Origin of the sequence: Colwellia sp. C2M11, from assembly GCF_018860915.1 — a bacterium.
Classification (GTDB): domain Bacteria; phylum Pseudomonadota; class Gammaproteobacteria; order Enterobacterales; family Alteromonadaceae; genus Colwellia.
The window spans coordinates 32,816-45,637 of record NZ_JAHKQD010000009.1 but is presented as its reverse complement, the minus strand read 5'-3'; the positions used below and the strand labels follow the sequence as shown (position 1 = coordinate 45,637).

Below are 12,822 nucleotides of genomic sequence, written 5' to 3'. Positions count from 1 at the left end.
TAATTTATTATTTAAACAATGTTTTTAACACTTTTTAGTTCTTTTTTAAAACAAGTACATGCCGTTCGCCTACAAGTTCAGGTACCTTTATTTCATGACTAGCAACTAAACTAATATTTTCAGGTAAATTAGTCAGTTCATCACTGGGATATTGACCTTTTAAGGCAAAAAATTGTCCTTGTTCTTTAGTCACTAAATGTGAACACCAAGTCACCATATCATTAAGTGATGAAAAGGCTCTACTTAATACACCATCAAAAGGTGTTTCACCAGAATAATCTTCAACACGAGACTTAACCGGTTGAACATTAGTCAATTTTAATTGAAATACAACTTGTCTAAGAAAAGTGATCCTTTTTCCTAAACTATCTAATAATACAAAATTTTTCTCAGGAAATAATATAGCTAAAGGAATACCTGGTAAACCAGGACCTGTGCCAACATCGATAAAGTTTTTGCCATGCAACACTTCACCTACCATTAAACTATCCATTATATGCTTAACTAGCATTTCTTGTGGATCTCTTACTGATGTTAAGTTGTAAGCTTTATTCCATTTATGTAAAAGCTCTACATATTGAATAAGTAAGTTTACTTGTTGCGGAGAAACTTGCAAAGTTGTTTGACTAAGCAAGTTTTCGAGTTTTGAAGTTAATGTCATATTTTTTAATGATACTTTTTAATTGGCTTACGCTATTTTTTTACTAAGTAAACCATGTTTTTTTAAGTAAACTAATAATAACGAAATAGCTGCTGGAGTAATACCAGAAATTCTAGATGCTTTACCAATGGTTTCTGGACGAGCATCTTTTAATTTAGCGACAACTTCGTTTGATAATCCTGATAATTGCGTATAGTCAAAATCAAGAGGTATAACAGTATCTTCATTACGTTTTTTCTTGGCTATTTCATCAAGTTGTCTATCAATATAACCTGCATATTTAGTTTGAATTTCTATTTGCTCTGCTGCTTGTGTATCTGCAATAGCAGGGCCTAAACCTTCTATTTTCATTAAATCGCTATAACGTACTTCAGGACGACGAATAAGATCTTCAAGACTTGCTTCTTTACTCATTGGCGATTTTAGTAATGCATTTACTTGGTCTATATTACTTTGATCTTTTTGTACCCATGTATCTTTTAAACGTTGACGCTCTAATTCAATATTTTCCATTTTATCGTTAAAACGTTTCCAACGAAGATCATCAACTAAACCAACCTCACGGCCTTTTTCAGTTAAACGAATATCGGCATTGTCTTCACGTAACAATAAACGATATTCAGCACGTGAAGTAAACATACGGTAAGGTTCTTTTGTACCTAAGGTTGCTAAATCATCTATCAATACGCCCATATAAGCTTGGTCTCGACCTAGGGTAAATTCATCACGACCTTTTACTCTATTAGCAGCATTTGTTGCTGCAATTAAACCTTGAGCACCAGCTTCTTCATATCCTGTCGTACCATTTATTTGTCCAGCAAAATATAAATTTTCAATAAACTTACTTTCTAGTGATTGTTTTAAATCTCGAGGATCAAAGTAATCATATTCAATGGCATAGCCTGGACGTGTGATAAAAGCATTCTCAAAACCTTTAATTGAACGTACTAAATTCATTTGTACATCAAAAGGTAAACTCGTTGAAATACCATTTGGATAAATTTCATGAGTAGTTAACCCTTCAGGTTCAACAAATATTTGATGTGAAGTTTTATCAGCAAAACGAGTAATTTTATCTTCAATAGAAGGGCAGTAGCGTGGACCAATACCTTCAATAACACCAGTATACATTGGCGATCTATCTAAACCTTCACGAATATATTGATGTGTTTTTTCATTTGTATGAGTAATAAAACAAGAAACTTGCTCTGGATGATCCTTTTCAGATCCCATAAATGAAAACACTGGGCGTGGTGAATCTCCAGGTTGTTCTTCCATAACTGAAAAATCTAATGATCTTGCATCTAGACGAGGTGGAGTACCTGTTTTCAAACGATCCATTCTAAAAGGCATATCACGCATTTTTGATGCTAAATTTACGCTTGCAGGATCTCCTGCACGTCCGCCTTGATAATTGTTTAAACCAATATGAATCTGTCCTGCAAGGAAAGTTCCTACGGTTAATACAACTGTTTTTCCTTTAAATTTCAATCCCATTTGAGTTGAAACACCAGCAACACGATCATTTTCTAAGATCAGATCGTCACAAGGTTGTTGAAAAATAGTTAAGTTTTCTTGGTTTTCTAAGAATTGACGGACGAAAGTTCGGTATAACGCTCGATCTGCTTGAGCTCTAGTTGCTCTTACTGCTGGGCCTTTGCTTGCATTTAAGGTTCTAAATTGAATAGCACTATGATCAATGGCTGTTGCCATTAAACCACCTAAAGCATCAATTTCTTTTACTAAATGTCCTTTTCCAATACCACCGATGGCTGGATTACAGGACATTTGTCCTAAAGTATCGATGTTATGGGTTAACAAAAGTGTTTTACATCCCATTCGGGCAGATGCAAGCGCAGCCTCAGTGCCTGCATGGCCACCACCAACAACGATTACATCATACGACTCTTGATACCACATAAATTTGAACCTTAAAAAACTGTTGTTAAAGAAATTTTCTTTAACTGAAATTAGGAGACGTATTTTACCGTTTTTTTTCCAATAGTGAAACGATCAAATGCGTAAAAAGATCGTAACTCGATCTCTCTAATATATATAAGATCTTTATAGAGATCTTATTACTATTACTTATTAAGGATCGAGTTTTCTGTGGGTAAGTGTTTTTTTCTCAATTATTTTATATGGTTAAGAGAATGACAAGCTTGTGATCAAACATTGATCAAGTCTCATATAAGCGGTGATCAAAAGGACTAGTTATCCACAGAGTAATTAAACCATAAAGATATACACGGAATAATAATATGAAATTAACCGCTTATCCATTGAATTGTCCACAATATGCGTTTTTTACACTAAGTTTTGTTGATAACTTATGTGTAAGTAGCTTATAAAAGATCCTTGTTTTCACTTAACCATTGCTGTGCAAGATCTTCTGGATCAATATCTTCACTCATATCAAGAGTTTTAACATCTAACAAACTATTACAACCCTTTGATATTAATAGTTTATTTAATTCAAAGCCTGCTTTGCAAAAAGTATCATAATTTGAATCACCAATAGCGATAACAATTAAATTTATTGAGGATAGATCTTGTACACAATTTTTAAGATCTTCAACAAATGCTTGGATATTGTCAGGAAAGTCACCAGCTCCATGAGTGGAGGTACAAACGAGCCAAGTTGTTTTTTTAGCAGGATCTTGTGAAAAAGTTGATCCAAGGATCGAATTAAAATTAGGATTTAAGTGTAAATTTACGTCATGGTTAAGTTTGTTTAGCTGTTCTTCACATGCTTCAGCAACATATTCTGTGCCGCCAAGCATACTGCCAACAATTATTTGAAATGAGCTCATAGTTAGGTGATCTAATGATTAAGAATGAAATGATTGTATTCTTATACGTAAACCAGCTCAAGGTGAACGAGTTAGCTTAAATGATAAACTTATTGAGGCCGGCTATTTTAATTAACTGCCGTTTGTGAGGATCGTCTTTTATGGTTGTTTTGATCCGGAATAAGATCTACTACTTACTTAAGTAGATCCAAATAACAAAGTACAAAAGTTTAGATCGCTTCTTTATAGGTACTTTAACTGGCTAAGTTTTATTAAAGTTTGTTAGTAATGAGTAAGCTAATTGATAAATAAGTAGTGTTAGAGATAATTTTTATAAATATATTTATATAGTAAGTATTCACTATTAATTTTATCCATATTTTTATAGATATTGAAAATATACTTATTCTAGATGTAATAACGGCTGGTAGCATGAGGTCTAAAACTACCAACAGCGAGTAGTGAAGTAAGCGCTAATAGGTACTGAGTGTAATAATATGCCGTTTAATATTTTTATTTATCATTACTTACTACGGGCAATATGTGCGACAATTACTTACGCAATATTTTAATCAAGTCATAAGGTTCATTATGAAACTTTTAGTTCGTAACCTTTCACGTTCAACCACAGAGCAAGAACTTCGTATTTTATTTTCTGCTCATGGCTCTGTCACTGAATGTAGTTTAGTTTTAGATCAAGAAACAGGTAAGTCAAAAGGTTTTGCTTTTGTGGTAATGCCAGATGAGAAAGAAGCAAAATTGGCACTTTCGGCTCTTCATGAAACAAGAGTTGCTAAAAACAGAATTCGTGTAAAAGTTGCACAATAGTTCGTTTTAACAGAAACTTACCTCAGAAAAATTAGTTATATTGCCGCGATAAAGTATAGATAAAGATCTAAAATAACTTAAGCGGCTTTAATTTCATAAGATAAACCTGACCGCTCTTCATATCTGTGTTTATTACCTATCAAAATATATTTCTTACTGTTCTTAAAACTCAATTCTGGTTTATCAATCATTACTGCTAGTTCTTTAGTTTCAGAAAAAACAAAAGCTGAAAATGTATTACGAATAAGGGGTTTTGTGCCCATCCCCTCGAAATGAACCTTAAGCCTATTTTATAACCAACACATGGTTTTGTTAGTTACATATGATTTATTCAAGTTGTGGTTAATTTTCCTTAAATTAACCACAATCAAACGCATTAAATTAGAAAGTTTTCTATATTTCTAAAATCTACGTAACACGCAAAAAGCTTATATCCATTTACTTTCATTGGTTTACCCAATCTTTGTCCTTCGATCCCCATAGATTTCAATAAACGCTCAATACCTAAAGGAGATACACTTACGATACCTCTAGCTCCATTTTGTTTAGCAATATCAAATGACTCCCAAAGTAAGCGCTGTGTCAATTCACCTGTCATTTGACCATTGTTATTGTCCTTTAAGCCATTAACATTCATGCTAGTGAAACGTGATAACTCCCAAATATCTTTGCTTTTTGGTGGGGAAGTACCCTCTAAAAGCATGGGGAAAATACATTCGAGTAAGTAAGGTTGTGTTGTTGGTAAAAGCCTTGAGCAACCTGTGATGTTACCCTCACTATTTTTTGCTATGACATAACAAGTGTGTTCATTATCAAATTCATCTATTTCGATATTGTCTTTAGTTTTAAGCTCCCATCCTAGCTGTTCAATAAATACTTTGTACCTATATTGAAATAACTCTTTTTTCTGATTTTCTGGTAATAGACGACCAAGCACATTAGTAAAATTTATCATAAAAATAACCCATATTTTGAAATGAGGGATCTTTTTACGCTAAAAAATCAAATAAAAGCCTGTTATATATAACAGTTGCTAGTGATATGATTTAGTGATCAAGCGACTGGCTGTAGAAGAAGCTAAAGGATTGTTAAACTTAAGGATGATTAATGAAAATAAACGTACCTGATTTATTTGAGAAAACAATGCAAAGTATGCTCTATTGTTCAAACGAGCGAGAGTTATTTAACTTACTTTTAATCGCTGTTAGGGCATTAGAGTTTGATTATTATGCTTACGGTGTTCGTATAGCCTCACCCATTACAAAGCCATAATAATTACACCAATAAATGGCAGTCACGCTATGCTGACAAAAATTATATTGCAATAGATCCCACGGTAAAGCATGGGTTGATTTCCACTCGTCCTATTGTTTGGGGTAATAAACAAATACAAGAACAACCTGAGTTTTGGGAAGAGGCATCTGCACATGGTTTGAAGTATGGATGGGCACAATCTTCTTTTTTAACCCCTAGTTCAATTGGCATGCTCACTGTTGCACGGGAAAATGAAGATAGATATTTAGAAAAAACACCATGTAATCAAACACTTTTAATATGGTTAAATAATGTATTTAAAAGCTCATACGCTGAAATAATACTACCAAACATACTTAAAGAGACATACTTAGCACTTACCGCTAGAGAAACCGAAATGTTAAAATGGTGTGCTGATGGCAAGACATCTGATGAAATTGCAATAATACTTAATTTAACAAAGCGTACTGTCAATTTTCATATTGCCAATGCGATAAATAAACTTAATGTAACAAATAAAACCGCTGCTGCTGTCAAAGCTATTCAGCTAAATATTATCTAGTTACCTCTATATACCTGTTGTAAATATCAGTATTAGCGAAAACACTTATCTGCTTTAATACAAATCAAGGGCGTTAAATCATGCCCTAGAAATTGAGATGTAAAATTAGTGTCTCAATACATTTTCTCTTAATTAATTAGGGGAAAAATTTAACATGGATATAAGGATATTTGTTATGAAAATGAATAAAACGTTATTAGCTTTAGCTGTGATCACTAGTGCTTTCACTATGAATGCAATGGCTGTAGATCAACTGGAATCTTCACAAGCTGTAAAATCAGAAGGAGGAAATGATATAACTTCGCCAACAATATCAGTTTCAACAGATGAAATATCATCCAATAACGTCGGAAGTTCCTTCATAGCTGCTTCGGGAGCTTGGGCTAAGAGCGGCACTGGACCATCTCTGACTAATACAGGCCTTCTATATACGCTGAATCTACCTGTCGTAGGTTCTGTACCTTTTGGTTCACAAATTACCGTAGTAAATTACTCTTGGAATCTATCATATATTCCCTCTGGTCTTGTCGTTTATCTTTGTTGGGATACAACATCGTCATGTATGGACGTGAGCTCAAGTAAAACAGGAAGTTTAACAGCTTTTTCGGGTTTAGATGCGAATAAGAAATTCATTTATGCTTTTGCAGTACCTGGAAGCGGCAGTGTAATTTCACCATTCGCTTATGGGCAGACAAATCAAGTTATTGTAAATTACAATTAACTATTTCTAAGGTCTTCTCAATAGAAGACCTTACTGCTTAACCTTTAAGCATAGGTGTCGACTTTTGTCATTCCGGACTTAACTTGATAATCCATTGGTAGTGAATGATTAAACGACAATAACTCTTTAAAAATTTCTTGATCTGATGAACCTTTTGATTTCATTTCATTGAACAACTCAATTCGTTGCCCCGTCACTTTTGATGCGATTTTATCAAACTCTTCAGACATATCCGCCCAATTCTTGTACGCTGCAGGATCAGAAAGTGGGGGGGCATCATTTAAATTTATCATCAACTTATCAGGTATAAATGCAACGGCTTCAGCCATTTCTTTAGCGAATAAAGGATCTGATTCGACATCTGGAATGAAATTATCCCAACCATGTCGTACATATCCTGAACTTTTCGTTTCCTGTGCAGTTGGAGGTACAACTGAATTTTTAACCTCGGAAGTTTGTTGCACAGCATAGTTCTGTGAACCAATAGAATTTATCATGTCATTATCCTTAATTTTTTTTACTAAAAAAACTACATTTTTTATGAGTGTATCAACATCAATACTTACCCTGATTTTAAAGCAAGTAGCAGACCAATAAATCAGTACCTGTTATTTGTAACAGGTTTTTTAAAGTATCAGACATGAAAACACGCCTTGAGGTAGAAATGTCAGTTATATTAGCCAATAAAACGGCAAATGGGGGGAGTATGTTTTTACAGCGGCAAACTATTGCCGATTAAATAAAGGATAATTAAGTATTCATTTAAATCTCGAATGAATGAGACCTAGCCTAGCTAGATAATTTTGTTGCTTCAGTTGATACTTTTTCAAGAACATCATTCAATATTCTATAAATAGTAGCGGAACCCAAGTCGTACTCTTTTGCTAAAAAACCAATTGATATGCCTTTTTCCCTTTTATTATAAATTTCTAAATCTCTTTCTGCTGTTCTTTTTGTTGGCCGACCAAACTTAACTCCGTGCTCTTTCGCTTTAGCAATACCTTCTAATTGTCTTTCTGAGCGTAAATCTGTTTCAAACTCTGCGATTGCCGCTAGCATGTTAAACATTAAACGACCAGTGGGAGTGGCAGTGTCAATTGATTGGTCAATTACCACTAGGTCAATATATTCACGTTCACTTTTAGATACCACATCGAGATTAATTGTTTTTATTGTTTTGAATGCGGTTAATTCTTCGTGAGCCTTGATGTATTGTTCACGCAATTCGTCTTTAAGATGAATGAATTCAATATCAATAGACATAAAAAGTGATCGGATAAGCTTTTTAATTTTACTGGATTGTTTATCGATGAATTGCCATTCGTACTGACGGCCATCAAAGTCATTATTATCTAAATGATCACTTAATAGCTTAATGCTATCGGCAGGAATTAGTTTAAAAGCTTTCTTACGCACATCACCAAAACTAAGACCATCGTCCATTTCAGCATCAATAAAATACTTCAATAAACTGCCCGCAGATTTTAATTTAGTTCTAACAATGTTTACATCTTCTACAATACGTTGTTTTGCATAGCCCTTGGCTGATTCTGTTAACTTTCTGATCATATAGATAAAAGCAGAAACTAAATTGTCATTGGTTTCTCGGTACCTAAAAAATAAGTAACAAACAAGATATAAAATAGTTTGGCTGTCATCGTGTCTTCTGAGTTTATAAACTGTCTTGTGTTTAACTAATGACGCATAGTATTCAAGGTTTTTAGGGGATAATTTGAGTTCAGCAATAAGCACTTTAATTTCAGGGTAAAGTAAACGTATAGTTTTATGTGTCTTCAACTCTTGTGCTATTTGACTAGCCGAAAAATCTTTAGCCATTCTTTTCAATTTGGCTAGGTCAGTAAAGGTACTATTTGATTCAAGTAATTTAAGTAATATGGCTTTTGTGGATTGAGTTAAATTTTCAGTGAGAATATGCTCAATACGGCTTCGTTCATTTGATAAAACGGTTGAGATAGTGTCTTGTAGTGTTGTATAACCAGCAAGCGCTATTCTGTTTTGACCAAAATAAGCAATACACTCATCGAAAACATACCTAGGCTCTAAGTTTATTTTTACGACATCATTGAGTCTTTTAAGAAGTAGTTCTTTATCTACTTTACTATGATAATTTGAAAAGCCAGTATAGCTAAGTAACTTTTTGAACAACTTTGTTTTTGTTGTTCGAGGTAAGTCAGTCAACATCATATCTTTACCATTAAAGTATTTAGTTCTGACATAATCAAGATCAACAACAACGTCTTCAAATGAAAAATTAAAAATGATAGGCCGCGATCTAAAGTAGCCTAATAGCAGAATAAAATATACTCTGGTTTCTAATCGTCTTAGCTCATTAACCAGTTTTTGGGTTTCACTATCCAATGAAAAATAGTCTTCTCTGTCTGTATGATTAAAGTTAGGAAGAGCGTAAAGTTCGTTTATTTCAGACGATGTAAGTATTTGAATACGTTTAGTGGTTGGGTTAGTGATGATAATTGACCTTTATAGTTATTTTACACCATCATAACTTATGAATGGCCAATAAATAACCTTAAGGTTCATTTCGAGGGGATGGGCACAAAACCCCAATAACGGCTGGTTTTCGTGATGAAATTTCTACGGCAAGCATATTGCCACCTTTTAACCTTCTTAGTTAAAAGGTGGTAATATGCTTGTAGGGGAGAGAAAATATTAATATAGGGGCTATTTTTAAGTTATATCGATGGCGTATAAACGTTTATTTATATACCTATTTTCCAATACAGAAAGAGCTAAATATTTTAGTTAATAGGTCATCACTGGTGAATTCACCGGTGATTTGATCAAGCTCTAACTGACAAATTCTTAATTCTTCAGCTAAAATTTCTCCAGCTACATAAGACTCTAATTGGTCTAAACCAGTAATTAAATGCTGATGAGTGTTATCTAAAGCGGTTAAATGACGTCTTCTAGCCATAAATCCACCTTCGGTACTACCTTGGTAGCCCATAATCGCTTTTAAGTGCTCTTTTAAGCTGTCAACGCCTGCGCCAGTTTTTGCTGATAAGGTTACCGAAGTATGGTTTTTATTATTTTTATCTGTAAATTCAGCTAAGCCAATATTATCTTCAAGAATTGCTTGGTTTAAATCGGCTTTATTTCTTACTAAGGTCAGGCCGATGTTATTAGGTAGCTTTTCGAAAAACTCAGGATAATAATCTTTAATATCTTGTTCACTTTCTAAAAGATTATGGTTGGTACTCGCATCAACCATTAACAATACGCGATCAGCTTGTTTTATTTCTTGCCAAGCGCGTTCAATTCCAATTTGTTCAACTCTATCATCACTGTCACGTAAACCTGCAGTGTCTATAATATGTAATGGCATACCATCGATATGAATTTGTTCTGTTAATACATCACGTGTAGTACCAGCAATATCGGTAACAATGGCACTTTCTTTACCGCTCAATGCATTGAGTAAACTTGATTTTCCGGCATTAGGCCTACCTGCTATAACGACACGCATACCTTCACGAATAATACTGCCTTGTTGTGCCTGTTTTCTTACGCTTTCAACTTTGCTGATAATAGCTTTAAGATCGTTAACTATTTTTTTATCAGCAAGAAAGTCAATTTCTTCTTCTGGAAAGTCGATAGAGGCTTCAACATACATACGTAGATGAATAATGCTTTCTACCATTTCGTTAACTAATTTAGAAAAATTACCTTGAAGTGAGTGCAGGGCAGAGCGTGCAGCTTGTTCTGAACTTGAATTGATTAAATCTGCAATTGCTTCAGCTTGGGTTAAATCAAGTTTGTCATTTAAAAAAGCTTGTTCACTAAACTCACCTGGTTTAGCCATAACAACATTAGGTAAGGCTAGAATAGCTTTAAGTAGCATATCTAAAAGAACAGGACCACCGTGACCTTGAAACTCTATAACATCTTCACCCGTAAATGAATTAGGGGCTTTAAAAAATAAAGCTATACCTTGATCTAATATTTCGTTTTGTGCATTTGAAAAAGGTAAGTATTCAGCTTTTCTAATTTCAGGCAATTTACCCAAAATAGCTTGAGCAACATTTTTTGCTTCAGGCCCAGATACACGAATAATACCAACACCACCACGGCCAGGTGCGGTAGCTTGTGCTGCAATAGTTGATTTACCACTAGGTAATAATGACATTGATTTAAACCTATAAAAATAGAGAGCTTGAATAATAGCTATTTTACGTTATTTATCTTTAACTAACAAAAAAGCGATTTCTTTATCAGAAACCGCTTTTATATTATTAATATGAACTTAAGTTAAAAATTATAACAAAGAAGTGTTAACTTGCTTTTTCTAATTTCTTCTTCTCAATGCCGCTGAAAATGACTTTCATTTGGGCAATTGAAATCATGTTACTTACGAACCAGTAAAGTACTAATCCTGATGGGAACCAAGCCATAAATATTGAGAAAACAACAGGCATGTATTGCATTATTTTCTGTTGCATTGGATCTTGAATAGTCATTGGTTGCATTTTTTGCATTACAAACATACTAATACCCATTAATACTGGCAATACATAGTATGGGTCCATTGCTGACAAATCTTGAATCCAAAAAACAAACGGTGCATGTCGTAATTCAACACTTTCTAAAAATACCCAGTAAAGCGCAAGGAAAATAGGCATTTGTAGTAATAATGGTAAACAACCGCCAGCAGGGTTTACTTTCTCTTTACGATACATTTCCATGGTAGCTTGAGACATTTTTTGTCTGTCATCACCAAAACGTTCTTTAAGCTGTGCCATTTTCGGCGCTAATTCACGCATTTTAGCCATTGAGGTATATTGCGCTTTTGTTAACGGATACATACCACCTTTAACAATTAAAGTGATGATAATAATTGCTACACCCCAGTTTGTTACAAAGCTTTGAATTGTTAATAGTAACCAGAATAATGGTTGACTAATCATCCATAAAAAACCGTAATCAATGGTTAAATCTAAGTTAGGTGCAATTTTCTCTAGTACCGCTTGATCTTTAGGACCAACATAAAAAATAGCTGAGGTATTGCCTTGTTGGCCTGCATCTATTGTTACTGGCGGTGCTTTAAAACCAATAACAGCTTCCTGGTTGTTGCTGTAGTTAGTATACAGTTGGTTGTTATCTTCAGCATTTGGTACCCAAGCTGAAACAAAGTAATGCTCTAGCATTGCAACCCAACCACCAGGTGTTGTTTTATTTAAGTTTGTTTCTGCAATATCATCAAAATCATATTTTTCATAGCGATCTTCACTTGTAGAGAATGCAGCGCCACGATAAGTAGGTAACATACCTGATGAAGTGTCTTTTAATGTAGATTGTTTAAGTTGACCGTACATTTGAACTGAAACACTGTTAGCTGTGCTGTTATTAATTATGTATTCAACACCAATACTGTAACTGCCAGCAACAAATGAAAAGCGTTTTGTTACGCTTAGACCATTGTTATCTTGAAAAGTTAGATCTACAGTTAAATTGTCACCAACTAATTCATAGTTACTTTGAACCGTACTATAAATAGGTCGGCCTTTAATAACTCTATCTACGCCGTTAGCACCCGTTAAGCCCGATTGTGCAACATATTTTTGATTACCGTTTTGCATTACGGTGTATGGAATATTATTACCTTGTTCGGTATTAAAATCGAGTAGCTTCGCATCAACAATATCACCACCTTGCGTATTAATTTTTACTAGCAAGGTATCTGTAGCGATACTAATTAATTTTGCATTTGAAGCTGTATCTCTTGTCATTGGTGCTGATGAGTCAGTTGATTCAGGAACAAATTCTGCATCTGCAGCAAGTTCATTATTCGCATTTTGACTAATAGTTGGTTGTTCAACTGCTGGTGAATTTTCTGCTTGCCACTGACTAAAAAGTAAGTAAGTAACAACCATAAGCGCAATAAAAAGCAGACTGCGTTGAGATTCCATAAGATTTAATTCTCTTGTTTTTGGGTTGGCACGAGGTTATATCCTCCCGCATGTAATTT

At 34.1% G+C, this 12,822-nt stretch carries 13 protein-coding genes; 4 read left to right on the top strand and 9 right to left on the bottom strand.

From position 1 onward, the window contains the following. Window positions 1-34: 34 nt before the first annotated feature. The 3 genes from rsmG to KO509_RS02165 form a co-directional block, all read right to left on the bottom strand. Complete coding sequence (gene rsmG, locus KO509_RS02175; RefSeq protein ID WP_215971650.1) at window positions 35-661, bottom strand: 16S rRNA (guanine(527)-N(7))-methyltransferase RsmG; 627 nt, start codon at window positions 659-661, stop codon at window positions 35-37. A gap of 27 nt (window positions 662-688) precedes the next feature. After that, on the bottom strand, window positions 689-2,581 hold the full coding sequence (gene mnmG, locus KO509_RS02170; protein WP_215971649.1) for a tRNA uridine-5-carboxymethylaminomethyl(34) synthesis enzyme MnmG: 1,893 nt from the start codon (window positions 2,579-2,581) through the stop codon (window positions 689-691). Between the two features lie 425 nt (window positions 2,582-3,006). Continuing rightward, on the bottom strand, window positions 3,007-3,474 hold the full coding sequence (locus KO509_RS02165) for a flavodoxin domain-containing protein (protein WP_215971648.1): 468 nt from the start codon (window positions 3,472-3,474) through the stop codon (window positions 3,007-3,009). A 570-nt stretch (window positions 3,475-4,044) separates the two neighbouring features. Between KO509_RS02165 and KO509_RS02160 the strand changes: the two genes are divergently transcribed. Then, on the top strand, window positions 4,045-4,281 hold the full coding sequence (locus tag KO509_RS02160; RefSeq protein WP_215971647.1) for an RNA-binding protein: 237 nt from the start codon (window positions 4,045-4,047) through the stop codon (window positions 4,279-4,281). Between the two features lie 77 nt (window positions 4,282-4,358). On the opposite strand, the gene KO509_RS02155 is transcribed toward KO509_RS02160, so the two are convergent. Next, on the bottom strand, window positions 4,359-4,544 hold the full coding sequence (locus KO509_RS02155; protein WP_215971646.1) for a hypothetical protein: 186 nt from the start codon (window positions 4,542-4,544) through the stop codon (window positions 4,359-4,361). 113 nt (window positions 4,545-4,657) lie between these two features. Then, window positions 4,658-5,236 (bottom strand): acyl-homoserine-lactone synthase, encoded by a 579-nt coding sequence (locus KO509_RS02150; RefSeq protein ID WP_215971645.1) that lies wholly within the window; start codon window positions 5,234-5,236, stop codon window positions 4,658-4,660. Window positions 5,237-5,388: 152 nt separating this feature from the next. Between KO509_RS02150 and KO509_RS02145 the strand changes: the two genes are divergently transcribed. The 3 genes from KO509_RS02145 (at window position 5,389) to KO509_RS02135 (ending at window position 6,818) form a co-directional block, all read left to right on the top strand. After that, a complete protein-coding gene (locus KO509_RS02145) occupies window positions 5,389-5,553 on the top strand; it encodes an autoinducer binding domain-containing protein (protein WP_215971644.1) in 165 nt (54 codons plus the stop codon). 46 nt (window positions 5,554-5,599) lie between these two features. Further along, window positions 5,600-6,097, top strand: coding sequence for a LuxR C-terminal-related transcriptional regulator (locus KO509_RS18170; protein ID WP_303495598.1), 498 nt, complete (start codon window positions 5,600-5,602; stop codon window positions 6,095-6,097). 175 nt (window positions 6,098-6,272) lie between these two features. Next, window positions 6,273-6,818, top strand: a complete 546-nt coding sequence (locus tag KO509_RS02135; protein ID WP_215971642.1) for a flagellar protein FlhE — start codon at window positions 6,273-6,275, stop codon at window positions 6,816-6,818. Between the two features lie 44 nt (window positions 6,819-6,862). Here KO509_RS02135 and KO509_RS02130 read toward each other — a convergent pair whose 3' ends face one another. The 4 genes from KO509_RS02130 to yidC all read right to left on the bottom strand — a co-directional run bounded on the left by KO509_RS02130 (window position 6,863) and on the right by yidC (window position 12,763). Beyond that, window positions 6,863-7,282 carry a hypothetical protein gene (locus KO509_RS02130; protein ID WP_215971641.1) on the bottom strand — a complete coding sequence of 140 codons (420 nt, stop codon included), beginning with the start codon at window positions 7,280-7,282 and terminating at the stop codon, window positions 6,863-6,865. A 325-nt stretch (window positions 7,283-7,607) separates the two neighbouring features. Beyond that, window positions 7,608-9,275, bottom strand: coding sequence for a DUF4158 domain-containing protein (locus KO509_RS18250; RefSeq protein ID WP_303495600.1), 1,668 nt, complete (start codon window positions 9,273-9,275; stop codon window positions 7,608-7,610). 289 nt (window positions 9,276-9,564) lie between these two features. Beyond that, window positions 9,565-10,983: a tRNA uridine-5-carboxymethylaminomethyl(34) synthesis GTPase MnmE gene (mnmE, locus tag KO509_RS02115; protein WP_215971640.1), complete on the bottom strand. Its 1,419-nt coding sequence runs from the start codon at window positions 10,981-10,983 to the stop codon at window positions 9,565-9,567. Between the two features lie 145 nt (window positions 10,984-11,128). Continuing rightward, window positions 11,129-12,763, bottom strand: coding sequence for a membrane protein insertase YidC (gene yidC, locus KO509_RS02110; RefSeq protein WP_215971639.1), 1,635 nt, complete (start codon window positions 12,761-12,763; stop codon window positions 11,129-11,131). Window positions 12,764-12,822: the final 59 nt, after the last annotated feature.